Source organism: Kitasatospora sp. YST-16 (assembly GCF_026802215.1).
GTDB classification, from domain to species: Bacteria; Actinomycetota; Actinomycetes; order Streptomycetales; family Streptomycetaceae; genus Kitasatospora; species Kitasatospora cineracea.
In genome coordinates this window covers 5228056-5244460 of the sequence record NZ_CP113837.1, presented here as the reverse complement: position 1 = coordinate 5244460, position 16405 = coordinate 5228056, and the positions used below count along the sequence as shown (strand labels likewise).

The following is a 16405-nucleotide window of genomic DNA, read 5'->3' as shown; positions in this document are numbered from 1 at the left end:
CATGAGCACCACTGAACTGCTGCAGCGCGCCGCCGAGCTGTTCCCCGGCGAGGTCGTCACCACCGCGCACGTGCGCCACCTGGACCTGCCGCTGCGGGCCGGCAAGCTGGCCCTGATCACCCTGGACAACGGCTTCGACCACACCAAGCCGACCACCTTCGGCCCGGGCTCGCTGGCCAAGCTGTCCGAGGCGCTGGACCAGGTCGAGGCGGAGGCCGCCGCGGGCAAGGTGGTCGCGGTCGCCGTCACCGGCAAGCCGTTCATCTTCGCGGTCGGCGCCGACCTCAAGGGCGTCGAACTGCTCAAGGAGCACGCGGACGCGCTGGCCATCGGCAAGGGCGGCCACGACGTCTTCAAGCGGATCGCCGCGCTGCCCGTTCCGTCCTTCGCGTTCTACAACGGCGCGGCGATGGGCGGCGGCGTCGAGGTCGGCCTGCACTGCACCTACCGCACCGTCAGCGCGGGCGTCCCGGCGTTCTCGCTGCCCGAGGTCTTCCTCGGCCTGGTGCCCGGCTGGGGCGGCTGCACCCTGCTGCCGAACCTGATCGGCCCCGCCAAGGCGGTCAAGGTCATCATCGAGAACTCGATGGCCCAGAACAAGCAGCTCAAGGGCAAGGACGTCTTCGAGCTCGGCATCGCGGACGCGATCTTCGAGCCGGCCGACTTCCTGGAGCAGTCGCTGCTGTGGGCCGCCAAGGTGCTCACTGGCGACGTGGTCGTCGAGCGCGAGGAGTTCGACCGCGGCAAGGCGTGGGACGACGCCGTGCTGTGGGGCCGCTGGGTCGCCGACGCCAAGGTGCACGGCGCCGCCCCGGCCGCCTACAAGGCGCTGGACATCATCCAGCAGGTCAAGGACGGCGACCTGCAGGCCGGCTTCGACGCCGAGGACGCGGCGCTCGCCGACCTGATCATGAGCGGCGAGCTGCGCTCCGGGATCTACGCCTTCAACCTGGTGCAGCGCCGCGCCAAGCGGCCGTTCGGCGCGCCGGACAAGTCGCTGGCCCGCCCGGTCTCCAAGGTCGGCGTGGTCGGCGCCGGCCTGATGGCCTCCCAGCTGGCGCTGCTGTTCGCCCGCCGGCTGGAGGTGCCGGTGGTGCTCACCGACATCGACCAGGCCCGGATCGACAAGGGCGTGGGCTACGTCCACGGCGAGATCGACAAGCTGCTCGACAAGGGCCGGATCGGCAAGGACAAGGCCAACAAGCTCAAGGGCCTGGTCTCCGGGCACCTCGACAAGGCCGTCGCGTTCGGCGACGCGGACTTCGTGATCGAGGCCGTGTTCGAGGAGATGGGCGTCAAGCAGAAGGTGTTCGCGGAGCTGGAGGCGGTGGTCTCGCCGACCGCCGTGCTGGCCACCAACACCTCCTCGCTGTCGGTCACCGAGATGGCCTCCAAGCTCCAGCACCCGGAGCGCGTGGTCGGCTTCCACTTCTTCAACCCGGTCGCCATCCTCCCGCTGCTGGAGATCGTCCGGGCCGAGCAGACCGACGACGCCTCGCTGGCCACCGCGTTCGGGGTCGCCAAGAAGCTGAAGAAGACCGCGGTGCTCACCAAGGACGCCCCGGCGTTCGTGGTCAACCGCATCCTGACCCGCTTCATGGGCGAGATCCAGAACATCATCGACGAGGGCACCCCGTTCGAGACCGTCGAGGCCGCGGTGAAGCCGCTCGGCCTGCCGATGTCCCCGATCGCCCTGCTCGAACTGGTCGGCCCGGCCATCGCCCTGCACGTCTCCGAGACCCTGCACGGCGCGTTCCCGGAGCGGTTCTCCGTCTCCGCGAACCTCGGCAAGGTCGTCGAGGCCGGCAAGCGCGGCTTCTACATCTGGCAGGACGGCGCGCAGGTCCTCGACCCCGAGGTGCTGGCGCTGCTCTCCTTCGGCGACAGCGTCCTCACCGAGGAGCAGGTGCGCGCCCGCGCGCTGGAGGCCGTCGCCCAGGAGATCGGCCTGATGCTGGACGAGGGCGTGGTCGGCGAGGCGCAGGACATCGACCTCTGCATGATCACCGGGGCCGGCTGGCCCTTCCACCTCGGCGGCATCACCCCGTACCTCGACCGCGAGGGCGTCTCCGAGCGCGTCAACGGCAAGAAGTTCCTGGCCCCCGGCCTGGCTTCGGTCCCCGCCTGACGCAGCGGCGCACGGCCGCCGGGCGGCGCCCCGCTCCCACCGGGAGCGGGGCGCCGCCCGGCGGCTTTTCTGTATGCTGCCGGTCCTTTCGGATGCAGGGGGCGTGGGGCGCGTGCTGGTGCTGGTGCACGGCGGGCTGTGGGACGAGGCGATGGACGCGGCGGCGTTCTGGGAGCGGCCCGGGGTGGTCGACGGCCTGCGCGCGGCCGGGGCCGCCGTGCTGGCGCCCGACCGGGCGATGCGGGCCGGGAGCTGGGCGGCCGAGGCGGAGCACCTCGCGGCGGCGCTGCCGGGCGGGCCGCCGGTCGTCCTGGTCGGCGGCTCCAACGGCTGCTCGGCGGCCCTCCGGCTGGCCCTGGCCGCGCCGGACCGGGTCCGGGCCCTGGTGCTGGCCTGGCCCGCCACGGCCGGCGACGAGCGGCTGGACGGGCGGATCCGGGCGGCCGCGCCGGAGGCGGCCGGGCTGCTGGCGGGCGGGACGCTGCGCGGCGTCACCGACGCCGAACTCGCCGGGCTGCGGCTGCCGGTGGCGGTCCTCCCCGCCGCCCCGGAGAACCCCGTCCACCGGCGCCGCACGGCGGACGCGCTGCTGGGGCTGGTCCCCGGCGCGGTGGAGCTGCCGGGGTGCCCGGAGCCGCCGCACCCGGCCTTCCGGCCGGAGCCGCTGGTCGCCGCGCTCGTCGGCTTCGCCGGGTAGTCCGCGGTCCGGCCGCGCGCTCCGGGCGGCGGGGCCCTCGTGGCGGGGGCGCCGGCCGCGGGGGCGCTACTTCTTCTTGAGGCGGTAGATCACCGTGTCGCCCGTGACGCCGACGACCTCGTAGTAGGTGTTGAGCAGGCTGGCGATGCGCGGGACCTTGTCCGGCTGGTAGGGGGCGGTGCCGGAGTCGTCGACGAAGACCTCGGGGAGGCCGTTGGTGGAGATCTCGTTGTCGAAGGTCTGCCAGGCGTCGGAGACGGAGTACTGCTCGCCGACCTTCTCGGCGCCCTTGCCGCCGCTGAAGTTGGTGAGGAAGCCCGCGGTGAGGTAGCGGCTGGCGGGGCGGCGGTCGGCGAGCCAGTAGAGCTCGGGGTGCATGCCCCAGACCAGGACGGTGTCCTTGGGGGTGGTCTGGGCGGCGACGGCGGTGGCGACCTCGGTGGTCTGGGTGAGGCGCTGGCCGGGCCAGAAGACCGCGAGGGCGCAGAAGACGCTGCTGGCGAGGGCGGAGTAGGCGACCACGGGGCGCCAGGGCACGGCGGAGGTGGCGACCGCGCCGACGCCGAGCAGGACCAGCGGGGGCATCAGCTGGAGGTAGTAGTGGCCGAAGAAGTGGAAGCCGACCGAGACGGCGACCGCGGAGGAGAGCAGCCAGACCCAGAGGTCGGCGGTGGAGCCGCGCTCGGGGCCGCGGGCGGGGACGGGTCGGCGGCGGCGGCGCAGCCACAGGCGGTGGGCGTAGGGCAGCAGGAAGGCGAGTCCGGCGCTCAGCAGGATCGCCGAGTTGCCGAGGGCGCGGCCGAGCATCTGCGGCCAGTTGGAGCCGAGCACGGCGTAGTCGCCGGAGCCGGTGACGACCCAGAACAGGAAGCCCTTGGGCTTGGTGAGGATGGCGGCGACCAGCGCTATCGGCAGGGCGAAGCCGAAGCCGATCTTGGCGAGGGCGGGCGGCCAGGGGACGCCGCGGCGGCGGGTGTCCTGGAGCAGCATCCAGAGCACCGGGAGCATGACGGCGCCGCCGGTCTGCTTGGTGAGCGAGCAGAGGGCGACGGCGATGCCGGCGGCCAGCCAGCGGCGGCGCTCCGCGTAGCGGAAGGCCAGCACCATGGCGGGCAGCATGAAGACTTCGAAGGTGGCGGCCTGGGTGTCCTCCGGGGAGAGCCCGATGGACACCAGCAGGTAGAAGACGCCGGCGTAGCGGCCGGCCCGGTCGCCCCAGCGGCCGCGGGCGGTGGAGGCGAGCAGGACGGCGGTGGCCAGGTGGGCGCCGATCGCCAGGATGCGCAGCGGCCAGAGCGAGACGGAGCCGAAGAGCGCGAAGCAGGCCTCGTACAGCCAGGGCAGCAGCGGGGGCTTGCGGTCGACGACGGTGTCGTAGAGGACGCCGCCGTCGGCGAGCATCCGGGCCTGGGTGGCCAGGTAGCCCTCGTCGGGGCTCCACACCGGGCGGAGGAAGGAGGGCAGGTGGGTGGCGGTGGCCAGGACCGCGAGCAGCGGGACCAGTCTGGTCCAGTACCCGGCCCGGACGTGCCCGCGGAGGCGGTCGGCGAGGGCGCGGGGGCGGCTCGTGGCGGTGTTGGGCACGGGTGACAACCTACCGGGCGCGAACGGGCGGAGGGGTGCCGGCCCAGGAATGAGTGTGACGGTCCGACAATAGCCGCACCGCCGGGAGCCGTCGGTGCGGCTCCCGGGCGGTGCGTCCACGGAGGTTCCGGAGGGTCAGCTCCGGGCGAAGGAACGGGCGCTGACCAGTGCTTCGATCTTCGCGGCGACGGCCGGGCCGGTGAGCCCGATCTCCGCCATGATCTCGGCCCGCGAGGCGTGGTCGAGGAACTCCTGCGGAATGCCGAAGTCCCGCAGCGGAACGTCCACGTCGGCGTCGCGCAGCGCCTGGGCGACCGCGGAGCCGACGCCGCCGGCCCGGCCGTTGTCCTCGACGGTGACCACCAGGCGGTGCTGGGCGGCCAGGCCGGGCAGCGCGGCGTCCACCGGCTTGACCCAGCGCGGGTCGACCACGGTGCTGGTGATGCCGCGCTCGGCGAGCAGCGCGGCGGCCTCCAGGCAGAGCGGGGCCATCGCGCCGACCGAGACGATCAGCACGTCGGCGGCCTCGTCCGCGGAGCCGTCCGCGGGGCGGTGCAGCACGTCCATGCCGCCGACCTGGCCGACGGCGGGCACCGCCGGGCCGACGCTGCCCTTGGAGTAGCGGACCACGGTGGGGGCGTCGTCGACCTCGACGGCCTCGCGCAGCTGCAGCCGGACCTGCTCGGCGTCGCGCGGGGCGGCCAGCCGCAGGCCGGGGACGACCTGCAGGATCGACATGTCCCACATGCCGTTGTGCGAGGCGCCGTCGGTGCCGGTGACGCCGGCCCGGTCGAGCACGAAGGTGACGCCGAGCCTGTGCAGGGCGACGTCCATCAGGACCTGGTCGAAGGCCCGGTTCAGGAAGGTCGCGTAGACCGCGACCACCGGGTGCAGGCCGTTGGTGGCCAGGCCGGCGGCGCAGACCGCGGCGTGCTGCTCGGCGATGCCGACGTCGAAGATCCGCTCCGGGTACGCCTTGGCGAACGGGGCCAGGCCGACGGGGTGCAGCATCGCGGCGGTGATCGCCACGATGTCGCGGCGCTCGCGGCCGAGCGCGACCATCTCCTCGCCGAACACCGACGTCCAGTCCTTGCCGGCGGTCTTCACCGGCAGGCCGGTGTCGGGGTGGATCACGCCGACCGCGTGGAAGCGGTCCTCGTCGTTGTTCTCGGCGGCGTGGTAGCCGCGGCCCTTCTCGGTGATGCAGTGCACGATGACCGGGCCGCCGAAGCCGCGCGCCTTGGTGAAGGCGGACTCCAGGGCCTGCAGGTCGTGGCCGTCGATCGGGCCGATGTACTTGAGGCCGAGGTCCTCGAACATGCCCTGCGGGGCGATGAAGTCCTTCAGGCCCTTCTTGGCGCCGTGCAGGGTGTCGAACATCGCCTGGCCGACCACGGGGGTGCGCTGCAGCGCGTCCTTGCCCCAGGACAGGAAGCGCTCGTAGCCCTGGGTGGTGCGCAGCGTGGAGAGGTGGTTGGCCAGGCCGCCGATGGTCGGCGAGTAGGACCGCTCGTTGTCGTTGACGACGATGACGACCGGCAGGTCGCGGCTGTCGGCGATGTTGTTGAGCGCCTCCCAGGCCATGCCGCCGGTGAGCGCGCCGTCGCCGATCACGGCGACCACCGGGCGGTCGTGGTGGCCCTGGATCTTGTTCGCCTTGGCCAGGCCGTCGGCGTAGCCGAGGACGGTGGAGGCGTGCGAGTTCTCGATCACGTCGTGCTCGGACTCGGCGCGCGAGGGGTAGCCGGACAGGCCTCCCTTCATCTTGAGCCGGGAGAAGTCCTGACGACCGGTCAGCAGCTTGTGGACGTAGCTCTGGTGGCCGGTGTCGAAGAGGATCCGGTCGCGCGGGGAGTCGAAGACCCGGTGCATCGCCAGCGTGAGCTCGACCACGCCGAGGTTGGGGCCGAGGTGGCCGCCGGTCTTGGAGACCTCCTCCACCAGGAAGCCGCGGATCTCCTCGGCGAGCGCCGCCAGCTGCGCGGGCGTGAGTCGATCGAGATCGCGCGGTCCCCGAATGCGGGTCAGCAGGGCCACCCGTTCCTCCTCGTCCAAGTTCTCGCGCCCGCATGGGCCCGGAGGGCGTACGCCCCGCTCGAGTCTAATGTCCATTACCGGCCCGTAGTGCGGGGGGCAACCCGACCAGCTCTTCGGGTGGCCGGGGGCCGAACGCGCCGGACCGCGCGGCCGGGCCCTGGTATGGGGCGCCGGTCGCGCGGTCCGGGGTGGGGCCGGGGGTCAGCCGCGGCCGTGGGACTTCTGGGTGCGGCGGGAGACCGAGTCCAGGACCACCGCGGCGAGCAGCACCGCGCCGGTGATCATGTACTGGATGGCCTGCTGGGCGTGGATCATGTCCAGACCGGTGGTGATGGACTGGATGACCAGGATGCCGAGCAGCGCCGACCAGGTCTTGCCGCGGCCGCCGAAGAGGCTGGTGCCGCCGATGACGGCGGCGGCGATGGCGCTCATCAGCACGTTGCCGCTGCCCAGCGCCTTGTCCGCGGAGCCCTGCTGGGAGGCGATGAACAGGCCGCCGAGGCCGGCCAGGCCGGCCGAGATCATGAAGACCGAGATCCGGACCCAGGCGACGTTGATGCCCGCGCGGCGGGCCGCCTCGATGCCGCCGCCGACCGCGAAGATCTGCCGGCCGTAGCCGGTGCGGCGGAGCACGAAGTCGGCCAGCGCGACGATGCCGACGAAGATCACCAGCGGCAGCGGCAGGCCGCGGTCCTGGTTGAGCATGTAGGCGGCGATCAGCACCAGGACGCCGATCACGCCGGTGCGCAGCGCGATCTCGCTCATCGGGCGGGCCGGCAGGTTGGCGGCGCTGCGGCGGCGGGAGTCGAACAGCTGGCCGGCCGCGAACAGCACGATGGTGGCGAGGGCGAACAGCCAGGCCCAGATGACGTCGCCGTCGCCCAGGAAGTAGGTGTCCAGGTTGGCGACCACGCCGTCCATCGGGTTGTTGACGGTGCCGAGGTTGCCCAGGACGAGCATCTGCAGGCCGTTCCAGGCCAGCATGCCGGCCAGCGTGACCACGAAGGCCGGGACGCCGATCTTGGCGAAGAAGTAGCCGTGCAGGGCGCCGATGGCGACCGCGGCGGCTATCGCCAGCACGATGGCGAGCCACTCGTTCAGGCCCTGGCGGACCGAGAGCACCGAGGTGATGGCGGCGGTGGCGCCGGCCACCGAGCCGAGCGAGAGGTCGATCTCGCCGAGCAGCAGCACGAACACCACGCCGACCGCGATCAGGCCGGGGCCCGCGATCCACTTGGTGATGTTGGTGAGGTTGTCGGCGTTGAGGAAGGTGCCGGTCTTGATCTGGAAGATCGCGGCGATCACGATCAGGCCGACGACCACCGGCAGCGAGCCGAGCTCACCGCTGCGGATCTTGCGGGTGAACTCGTCGAAGTAGCCGGCCAGGCCCTCCTTGCGGACCAGCAGGCGCGGGTCCACCGCGGGGGAGACGGGCGGGGTGGTGGGGGTCTCGGTGCTCACTTGGCTTCCTCCGCGATTCGAGCCTGACGGCGGGTCACCGCGTTGTCGGTGGCTCCGGTGATGGCGGAGATGATCTCCTCGTGCGAGGTGCTGGCGACCTCGAAGCTGCCGTTGTTGCGGCCCAGCCGGAGCACCGCGACGGTGTCCGCGACGGCCTTCACGTCGGCCATGTTGTGGCTGATCAGGATCACGCCGAGGCCGCGCTGGCGGAGCCGCTCGACCAGGTCCAGGACCTGGGCGGTCTGCTCGACGCCGAGGGCGGCGGTGGGCTCGTCCAGGATGACGATCTTCGGGTCGCCGACCAGGGCGCGGGCGATGGCCACGACCTGGCGCTGGCCGCCGGAGAGCGAGGCGATCGGGATCCGGACGCTGGGGATGCGGATCGACAGGGTGTCGAGGAGCTCGCGGGCGCGCTTCTCCATGGCGACCTCGTCCAGGGTGCCGAAGCGCTTGAGCTCGCGGCCGAGGAACAGGTTGCCGACCACGTCGAGGTTGTCGCAGAGCGCGAGGTCCTGGTAGACGGTGGCGACGCCCAACTGCTGGGCGTCCTGGGGGCGGTTGATGTTGACCGCCTTGCCCTCCCACTCGATGACGCCCTCGTCGATCGGGTGGACGCCCGCGATGGTCTTCACCAGGGTGGACTTACCGGCACCGTTGTCGCCGACCAGGGCGACGACCTCGCCCGCGTGGACCTCCAGATGCACGTCGGTGAGTGCCTGGACGGCACCGAAGCGCTTGGAGACCCCGCGCAACGCCAGTACGGGTGCGCCTGTCACGTGAACCAACTCCTTGAGTCCCGTGCCGGACCTGACGTTTCCGGCACGGCCGTCCCGCGCGCCGGGCCGGGCACGCGGGGTAGTGCTGTGGGTGAAGCGGTGCGGGCGGGGGCTCCCGGGTGGTCAGGGAGCCCCCGCCCGGCGGGTGCTACTGCAGGCCGGCCGCGGTGCAGGCGGCGGCGAAGTCGGCGGTGCAGATGTCCGCGACCTTGTAGAGGTTGTCGGCGATCACGGTGTCCTTGATGTTCGCCTTGGTGACGACCTTGGGCTCGAGCAGCTGGGCCGGGATGCCCTTGTCGGTGTCGCTGTCGATGGTCGAGGTGGCGACGGACTTGATGTCCTTGCCCTGCAGCAGGTTGACGGCGAGCTGCGCGGCCGAGTCGGCCAGCGGCTTGTAGGCCTTGTAGATGGTGTAGGCCTGGTCGCCGGAGACCAGTCGCTGGATGGCGTCGAGGCCCGCGTCCTGGCCGCCGACCGGGACGTTGATGCCCTGGGACTTCAGCTGGGTGATGATCGCGGCGGCCATGCCGTCGTTGGCGGAGTAGACGGCCTGGAAGCCGTCCTTGCCGAGCTGGGTGATGGCGGCGCCGACCTTCTGGCCCGCGACGGTGGGCTTCCACTCACCGCTCTGCTCGTAGACGATCTTCTTGACCTTGCCGTCCAGCACCTTGTGGGCACCGGCCTTGAACTTGCCGGCGTTCGGGTCGGCGTCGTCACCGTTGATCATCACGACGTTGGCGTCGGCGGCCTTGGCGCCCAGCGCGTCGACCAGGGCCTGGCCCTGGAGCTCGCCGACCTTCTCGTTGTCGAAGGAGACGTACGCGGAGACCGGGCCGGTGGCCAGGCGGTCGTACGCGATGACCTTGACGCCCTTGCCGGCCGCCTCGGTGACCCACGCCTGGGTCGACTTGGCGTCGAAGGCGTCCAGGATGATCACCTTGACGCCCTGGGCGATCAGGGTGTCGAACTGCTGCTTCTGCTTCGCGGCGGAGCCCTCGGCGTTGTTGTACTCGACCTTGCAGTCGGCGCAGAGTTCCTTGACCTTGGCCTCGATGAACGGCTTGTCGAAGGACTCGTAGCGGGTGGAGGACGCGTTCTCCGGCAGCAGCAGGCCGATCGACTTGTTGTCGCTCGAGGCCGCGCTGTCCTTCTTGTCGCTGCCGGCCTTGCCGCAGGCGGCCATGGTCAGCGCCATCGAGACGGCGACGGTACCGACGGCGACGCGACGCATCATTGCGTTCATGGTGGGGGGAGCCTCCCTGACAGAGCCGCGAACATTGCGGCGAGGTGGGCAGGAGTCAACCCCGTGACGGAGCTTGTCGTCAATAAGTAAAACCTGAGGCCCGGTGATTCAAACCCTTTCGTTATCTTCCTGAAGGCTCACCCGATACCGAGCGAGCCTCCGGGGCCCCCTCCGCGGGGGTCAGAGCACCCCGCTCTCCCCCATCTCGCTCATCACCAGGGCCAGCGCTCCGAGCACCTCGGCCCGGCCGCCGAGCGTCCCCGGAACCACCGACAGCTGCCGGGCGGCACTGGGGATCGCGTACCGTGCCACCGAGTCCCGGATCGGGGAAAGCACCAGCTCACCGGCCTCGGCCAGGTCTCCGCCGAGGATCACCCGGCGCGGATTGAGCAGGTTGCACAGGGTGGCCACGCCCATCCCGATCTGCCGGCCCGCGTCGGCGATCACCCGGCGGCAGCCCAGGTCGCCCTGCTGGGCCAGCTGCACCACCTTGCTGAGGCTCAGCTCACCGGGGTGGTTGGCGTTCAAGAGGTTGAGCAGGTAGCGGGAGCCCACGAAGGTCTCCAGGCAGCCCCGGTTGCCGCAGCGGCACACCGGCCCCGCCTCGTCCAGCACGATGTGCCCGATCTCGCCGGCGGTGCCGCCCGGACCCCGGTAGATCTGGCTGTTGATCACCAGGCCGGAGCCGACGCCGCTGGCCACCTTGATGTACGCCAGGTCGCCCAGGCCCCGCCCGGCGCCCCAGACCAGCTCGCCCAGCGCGCCCAGGTTGGCGTCGTTGTCCACGTGCACCGGCATGCCCAGGCGGACGGACAGCTCCTGGCCCGGCATCACACCCGTCCAGCCCGGCAGGATCGCGGTCGAGCCGAGCGCCCCGGTCTCCACGTCGATCGGGCCCGGCACGCCCAGGCCCACCCCGATCACCTTGTCGGCCGGGAAGCCGGCCTGGGCCAGCAGCCGCTCCACCATCCGCTCGGCCCGGTCGAAGCCCTGCTGCGCGGAGACGTCCACGTCCAGCGGCTCGCTCTCCTCGGCCAGCACCCGGTGCGCCAGGTTGCCCACCGCCACCCGCAGGTGGGTGTGCCCGAAGTCCACGCCCACCACGATCCCGGCGTCCCCGCTCAGCGACACGCTGCGCGCCCGCCGCCCGCCCGAGGAGGTGTCGGCCACCACCACGGTGCCGGACTCCTTGAGCTCGCGGACGATGTTGGACACCGTCGCGGCCGACAGCCCCGTGCCCCGGGCGATCTCCGCCTGGGTCAGCGATCCGGCCATCCGCACGGCCCGCAGCACCCGTTCGAGATTCGCCCGGTGCAGCGAGGACTGCGATCCCGGTGTGTCCGTCGACATGTTCCACCCTCCAGGGCGCACTTGCTGTTCGTGAGAAGTTCAGCTTCAACTTCTGAACTCTATGCTCCGGTACTGCTCGGAGGGGGAGTCAAGCCCGAACACGGATCGTTACGCGCATGGGAGGATTCCCGGTAACCCCAGCCCTGACGAAGGAGTCCTGCGAGTGCCTGGCACCAACTTGACCCGTGAGGAGGCCCGCACCCGGGCCGCACTCCTGGCCGTGGACGCGTACGAGATCGAGCTCGACCTGAGCTCCGCGCGCGAGGGCGGCACCTTCCGGTCCACCACCGTGGTCCGGTTCACCGCCACCGAACCCGGCTCCTCCACCTTCATCGACCTGGTCGCCCCCGCCGTCTCCGAGATCGTCCTCAACGGCCGCGCCCTGCCGCCGGAGCGCTTCACCGACAGCCGGATCGAGCTGCCCGGCCTGGCCGCCGAGAACGAGCTCCGGGTGGTCGCCGACTGCGCCTACACCAACACCGGCGAGGGACTGCACCGCTTCGTCGACCCCGCCGACGGCGAGACCTACCTCTACACCCAGTTCGAGGTCCCGGACGCCCGCCGGGTCTTCGCCAGCTTCGAGCAGCCCGACCTGAAGGCCACCTTCGCCTTCACCGTCACCGCCCCCGCCGGCTGGGTCGTGGTCTCCAACTCCCCCACCCCCGAGCCCACCGGCGACGGCGACACCCGGGTGTGGACCTTCGAGCCCACCCCGCGGATGTCCACCTACATCACCGCGCTGGTGGCCGGCCCCTACGTCGGCGTCTTCGACAGCTACGACAACGGCTCGCAGCACGTCCCGCTGGGCGTGTACTGCCGCCCCTCGCTGCGCGAGCACCTGGACGCCGACGCGGTCTTCGCGGTGACCAAGCAGGGCTTCGACTACTTCCAGGAGAAGTTCGACTTCGCGTACCCGTTCGCCAAGTACGACCAGCTCTTCGTCCCGGAGTTCAACGCCGGTGCGATGGAGAACGCGGGCGCCGTCACCCTCCGCGACCAGTACGTGTTCCGCTCCAAGGTCACCGACGCCGCCTACGAGATGCGCGCCGCGACCGTGCTGCACGAGCTCGCCCACATGTGGTTCGGCGACCTCGTCACCATGGAGTGGTGGAACGACCTGTGGCTGAACGAGTCCTTCGCCACCTTCGCCGAGGTCGTCTGCCAGGCCGAGGCCCCCGGCTCCAAGTGGCCGCACTCCTGGACCACCTTCGCCAACCAGATGAAGACCTGGGCCTACCGGCAGGACCAGCTGCCCTCCACCCACCCGATCATGGCGGAGATCAACGACCTGGAGGACGTCCAGGTCAACTTCGACGGCATCACCTACGCCAAGGGCGCCTCGGTGCTCAAGCAGCTGGTCGCCTACGTCGGCCAGGACGCCTTCTTCCAGGGCGTGCGCGCCTACTTCAAGCGCCACGCCTGGGGCAACACCCGCCTCGCCGACCTGCTCGGCGCCCTGGAGGAGGCCAGCGGCCGCGACCTGAAGACCTGGTCCAAGGCCTGGCTGGAGACCGCGGGCATCAACGTGCTGCGCCCCGAGCTGTCGGTCGCCGCGGACGGCACCATCGAGTCCTTCGCCGTCCTCCAGGAGGCCCCCGCGCTGCCCGCCGGCGCCCGCGGCGAGGCCGTCCTGCGCCCGCACCGGATCGCGGTGGGCCTGTACGAGCTCACCGACGGCACGCTGGTGCGCACCGACCGGATCGAGCTCGACGTCGACGGCGAGCGCACCGAGGTCCCGCAGCTGGCCGGCCGGAAGCGGCCCGCCGTGCTGCTGCTCAACGACGACGACCTCTCCTACGCCAAGGTCCGGCTCGACGCCGACTCGCTGGCCGTCGTCACCGAGCACCTCGGCGACTTCACCGACTCGCTGCCGCGCGCCCTGTGCTGGGCCTCCGCCTGGGACATGACCCGCGACGGCGAACTCGCCACCCGCGACTACCTCTCGCTGGCCCTCTCCGGCCTGCCCCGCGAGAGCGACATCGGCGTCGTCCAGTCCGTCCAGCGCCAGGTCAAGCTCGCCCTGGAGCTGTACGCCGACCCCGCCTGGCGCGAGACCGGCCTGCAGCGCTGGGCCGCCGCCGCGGAGGACGCCCTGCGCGCCGCCCCCGCCGGCAGCGACCACCAGCTCGCCTGGGCCCGCACGCTGGCCGGCGCCGCCCGCACCGACGGGCAGCTCGCGCTGCTCGCCGGACTGCTGGACGGCTCGGTCGGGATCGACGGCCTCGCCGTCGACACCGAACTGCGCTGGACCCTGCTGGCCCGGCTGGTCGCCACCGGACGCGCCGACGAGGCGGCGATCGAGGCCGAACTCGCCCGCGACAACACCTCCTCCGGCCAGGAGCACGCCGCCACCTGCCGGGCCGCCCGGCCCACCGCGGCGGCCAAGGCCGAGGCCTGGGCGTCGGTGGTCGACTCCGACACCCTGACCAACTACGTCCAGGAGGCCGTCATCGCCGGCTTCCAGCAGGCCGACCAGCGGGAACTGCTGGCCGCCTACACCGAGAAGTACTTCGCCTCGGTCAAGCAGGTCTGGGAGACCCGCAGCCACGAGATCTCGCAGCAGATCATCGGCGGGCTCTACCCCTCGTACGCGGTCTCGCAGGCCACCCTCGACGCCACCGACGCCTGGCTCGCCGCGGCGGACCCGGCGCCGGCGCTGCGCCGCCAGGTCGTCGAGGCGCGGGCGGGGGTGGAGCGGGCGCTCAGGGCGCAGGCTGCCGACCGCTGACCGCTGACCGCTGACGCGGCGACAGGGGTAGGACGGACAGGGGTCGGAGGCGAGGGTTCGCTTCCGACCCCTGCGGCTTACTGCCCCCAGCCGCGCGGACTTTTCGATGGGCTCCGACCGGCAGCAGCATCGACCCGCCGTTCCCCGGGCCCCTGATGGGGCGTTAGGTCACTTCCCGAGGGTCACGGTGAAGGTGGTGCGGCCCGGGGTGCTGGTGAGGGTGACGGTGCCGTGGTGGGCGTGGACGACGGCCTGGACGATGGCGAGGCCGAGGCCGGTGGAGCCGGTGCGGCGGGAGCGGGCGCGGTCGCCGCGGGTGAAGCGGTCGAAGACGTGCGGGACGAGGTCCGGGGGGATGCCGGGGCCGTCGTCGGTGACGGTGAGGCGGCCGTCGGGGTCGAGGCGGAGGGTGACGGTGGTGCCGTCGGGGGTGTGGGTGCGGGCGTTGGCGAGCAGGTTGGTGACGACCTGGGCGAGGCGGTGCGGGTCGCCCTGGACGGTGACGGGTTCGGCGGGGAGTTCGAGCAGCCAGCGGTGGCCGGGGGCGGCGGCGCGGGCGTCGGCGGTGCAGTCGAGGGCGATCCGGGTGAGGTCGGTGTCCTGGACGGCGAGCGGGCGGCCGGCGTCGAGGCGGGCGAGCAGCAGCAGGTCCTCGACGATGGTGCCCATCCGGCGGGACTCGGCGCTGATCCGTTCCAGCGAGTGCCGGACGGGTTCGGGGACCGGGCCGGGGTGGCGGAGCGCGAGTTCGGCGTGGCCGCGGACGGTGGCGACGGGGTTGCGCAGTTCGTGGCTGGCGTCGGCGGCGAAGGCGCGCAGGCGCTCCTCGACGTTCTGACGGCGGGTCAGGGCGTCCGCGACGTGGCCGAGCATCCGGTTGAGCGCGGTGCCGACCCGGCCGACCTCGGTGCCGGGGTCGTCGTCGGGGACGCGTTCGCCGAGGTCGACGGCGCCGTTGGCGAGCGGGAGGGCGGAGACCCGTTCGGCGGTGGCGACGACCCGGTCGAGCGGGCGCAGCGCGATCCGGGCGGCGAGGGTGCCGACGGCGGCGGCGACGGTGAGCGCGGCGGCGAAGACGATCAGTTCGATCAGCAGCAGGCGCTGCACGGTCTCGTCGACGGGGTGCAGCGGCAGGCCGGTGACCAGGGTGTCGCGGTCGTAGCCGGTGACGGCGACCGCCCGGTAGTGGCCGAGCGCGGAGAGGGTGAGGTCGCGGGGGCGGCCGTCGGCGGGGAGGGCGCGCAGGGCGGCGGCGTCGGCGGGGTCGAGCGGGACGGCGGCGTCGGTGCCGCTGTCCTTGGCGAGCGGGACGGGGTCGTCGTCGCCGGGCGGGACGCCGCCGACCACGGCGGCGTGGGTGACGCCGCCGTCGACCAGCCGGGCGCCGAAGGTGCCGGGCGACTGGGCGCGGGTGTCGTGGCCGCCCTGGCCGGGGTGTTCGAGGCTGGCGGCGTAGCGGCCGCCGGCCGAGGAGAGCTGCTGGTCGAGGCGGTCGACCAGGAAGTGCCGGAGCGCCTCGCAGGTGGCGACGCCGATGCCGGCGCAGATCAGGGTGAGCAGGACGAGCACGCCGGCCACCAGGCGGGCCCGCAGGGTGCGGGGGCGCAGGGCGGGGCGCCTCATCCGGTGGCCGCCCGCAGCACGTACCCGGCGCCGCGGACGGTGTGGATCATCGGGGGCCGGCCGGCGTCGATCTTGCGGCGCAGGTAGCTGATGTACAGCTCGACCACGTGGGCCTGGCCGCCGAAGTCGTAGGACCAGACGGCGTCCAGGATCTGGGCCTTGCTGAGCACCTGGCGGGGGTGCTCCATCAGGTGGCGCAGCAGGGCGAACTCGGTGGGGCTGAGGTCGACGGGTTCGCCGCCGCGGCTGGCCTCCCGGGTGGCGGGGTCGAGCCGCAGGTCGCCGACGGCGAGGGTGCCGGGGGTGGCCGGTCCCGGGGGCGCGGTGCGGCGGAGCAGGCCGCGCAGGCGGACCACCACCTCCTCCAGGCTGAACGGTTTGGTGACGTAGTCGTCGCCGCCCGCGCTGATCCCGGCGATCCGGTCCTCGACGGCGTCCCGGGCGGTGAGGAACAGCACCCGCACCTCGGGGTCGGTGGTGTGGACGCGGCGCAGCACCTCCAGGCCGTCGAAGTCGGGGAGCGTCACGTCGAGCACCATGGCGTGCGGGTGCCAGTCGTCGGCGGCGGCGACCGCGTCCAGGCCGCCGGTGACGCCGCGGGCCTGCCAGCCCTCGTAGCGCAGGGCGCCGCAGAGGACTTCGACCAGGTCGGGTTCGTCGTCGACCACCAGGACCCGCCAGGGGGTGTCCGCGTGCTGCATGGGGCCATTCTGCCGTTCCGGCATGAGAAAGCAGTGAGATCATCAGCCCGGCTCGAACCCCGGTGGAATCCGGCCGG

At 72.3% G+C, this 16405-nt stretch carries 11 protein-coding genes; 3 read left to right on the top strand and 8 right to left on the bottom strand.

The genetic code is table 11. From position 1 onward, the window contains the following. Position 1: 1 nt before the first annotated feature. Together OU787_RS23790 and OU787_RS23785 are read left to right on the top strand one after the other, a co-directional pair. Positions 2-2128, top strand: coding sequence for a 3-hydroxyacyl-CoA dehydrogenase NAD-binding domain-containing protein (locus OU787_RS23790; protein WP_030459690.1), 2127 nt, complete (start codon positions 2-4; stop codon positions 2126-2128). A gap of 103 nt (positions 2129-2231) precedes the next feature. Then, the gene (locus OU787_RS23785; RefSeq protein ID WP_268660474.1) at positions 2232-2825 is read left to right on the top strand and encodes an alpha/beta fold hydrolase; all 594 of its coding nucleotides are present in this window, start codon (positions 2232-2234) and stop codon (positions 2823-2825) included. Positions 2826-2891: 66 nt separating this feature from the next. Here OU787_RS23785 and OU787_RS23780 read toward each other — a convergent pair whose 3' ends face one another. The 6 genes from OU787_RS23780 to OU787_RS23755 form a co-directional block, all read right to left on the bottom strand. Beyond that, positions 2892-4409, bottom strand: coding sequence for a glycosyltransferase family 39 protein (locus OU787_RS23780; RefSeq protein WP_268660473.1), 1518 nt, complete (start codon positions 4407-4409; stop codon positions 2892-2894). A gap of 135 nt (positions 4410-4544) precedes the next feature. Continuing rightward, positions 4545-6446 carry a 1-deoxy-D-xylulose-5-phosphate synthase gene (dxs, locus tag OU787_RS23775; RefSeq protein WP_268660472.1) on the bottom strand — a complete coding sequence of 634 codons (1902 nt, stop codon included), beginning with the start codon at positions 6444-6446 and terminating at the stop codon, positions 4545-4547. 201 nt (positions 6447-6647) lie between these two features. After that, entirely contained in the window at positions 6648-7907 is a 1260-nt protein-coding gene (locus tag OU787_RS23770; protein ID WP_030459694.1) for a sugar ABC transporter permease, read from the bottom strand. Next, a complete protein-coding gene (locus OU787_RS23765) occupies positions 7904-8692 on the bottom strand; it encodes an ATP-binding cassette domain-containing protein (RefSeq protein ID WP_081966876.1) in 789 nt (262 codons plus the stop codon). The genes OU787_RS23770 and OU787_RS23765 overlap by 4 nt, the downstream gene beginning before the upstream one ends. 139 nt (positions 8693-8831) lie before the next feature. Further along, positions 8832-9926, bottom strand: a complete 1095-nt coding sequence (locus OU787_RS23760) for a substrate-binding domain-containing protein (protein ID WP_030459696.1) — start codon at positions 9924-9926, stop codon at positions 8832-8834. A 180-nt stretch (positions 9927-10106) separates the two neighbouring features. Next, positions 10107-11276 (bottom strand): ROK family transcriptional regulator, encoded by a 1170-nt coding sequence (locus OU787_RS23755; RefSeq protein WP_030459697.1) that lies wholly within the window; start codon positions 11274-11276, stop codon positions 10107-10109. A 163-nt stretch (positions 11277-11439) separates the two neighbouring features. Here OU787_RS23755 and pepN point away from each other — a divergent pair, with 163 nt between their 5' ends. Beyond that, a complete protein-coding gene (gene pepN / locus OU787_RS23750; RefSeq protein WP_268660471.1) occupies positions 11440-14004 on the top strand; it encodes an aminopeptidase N in 2565 nt (854 codons plus the stop codon). Between the two features lie 168 nt (positions 14005-14172). Here pepN and OU787_RS23745 read toward each other — a convergent pair whose 3' ends face one another. Both OU787_RS23745 and OU787_RS23740 read right to left on the bottom strand, forming a co-directional pair. Next, positions 14173-15627, bottom strand: coding sequence for a sensor histidine kinase (locus OU787_RS23745; protein WP_030459699.1), 1455 nt, complete (start codon positions 15625-15627; stop codon positions 14173-14175). Next, complete coding sequence (locus OU787_RS23740; RefSeq protein WP_030459700.1) at positions 15624-16328, bottom strand: response regulator transcription factor; 705 nt, start codon at positions 16326-16328, stop codon at positions 15624-15626. The genes OU787_RS23745 and OU787_RS23740 overlap by 4 nt, the downstream gene beginning before the upstream one ends. Positions 16329-16405 lie beyond the last annotated feature (77 nt).

Coding starts and splice junctions, on each gene's coding strand:
- OU787_RS23760 (WP_030459696.1), bottom strand. CDS start 9,926: ATGAACGCAATGATGCGTCGCGTCGCCGTCGGTACCGTCGCCGTCTCG.
- OU787_RS23740 (WP_030459700.1), bottom strand. CDS start 16,328: ATGCAGCACGCGGACACCCCCTGGCGGGTCCTGGTGGTCGACGACGAA.
- OU787_RS23755 (WP_030459697.1), bottom strand. CDS start 11,276: ATGTCGACGGACACACCGGGATCGCAGTCCTCGCTGCACCGGGCGAAT.
- OU787_RS23745 (WP_030459699.1), bottom strand. CDS start 15,627: ATGAGGCGCCCCGCCCTGCGCCCCCGCACCCTGCGGGCCCGCCTGGTG.
- OU787_RS23790 (WP_030459690.1), top strand. CDS start 2: ATGAGCACCACTGAACTGCTGCAGCGCGCCGCCGAGCTGTTCCCCGGC.